Below are 428 nucleotides of genomic sequence, written 5' to 3' on the forward strand. Positions count from 1 at the left end.
ATTGAATCAGCAAAGTGAGTATTGGATGAATCACTGGCAACATCCGCAATATCGCAGGATTTCAATGGAGCAGGCAAATGAAATTGCATTACAAAGAGTACCGGGTGAAGTGGTGAAGTCAGAACTGGAATTTGATGACGGTATGTTGATCTATGAAGTGGATATTCGCACAGCAGAAGGACATAAGTATGAAGTCAAAATAGATGCCGTGACCGGTGAGGTATTGAAGGTAAAATTAGATTGATTAGAAACAAGGAATGAAGCTCGATTACTTTTCCAATACTATTATTCTGTGTATGATAAAAGTAAGAACTATACACAGAAAGCAGGGAATTAGTATGTACACACCTATTGATTACTCGAATAATCTACAAGAGAAGTACGCGCAACTAGCAATACAGGTGGATGCACTCTTATCAGGAGAGCCA

General features: G+C 38.8%; 1 protein-coding gene. It reads left to right on the forward strand.

Annotation, left to right across the window (positions count from 1 at the left end; genetic code table 11):
* Positions 1-244 (forward strand): PepSY domain-containing protein (locus CSV68_RS16710; protein WP_233192959.1); only part of this gene is annotated, 244 nt, incomplete at its 5' end.
* Positions 245-428 lie beyond the last annotated feature (184 nt).

It is taken from the genome of Sporosarcina sp. P29 (genome assembly GCF_002743265.1).
Classification (GTDB): Bacteria; Bacillota; Bacilli; order Bacillales_A; family Planococcaceae; genus Sporosarcina.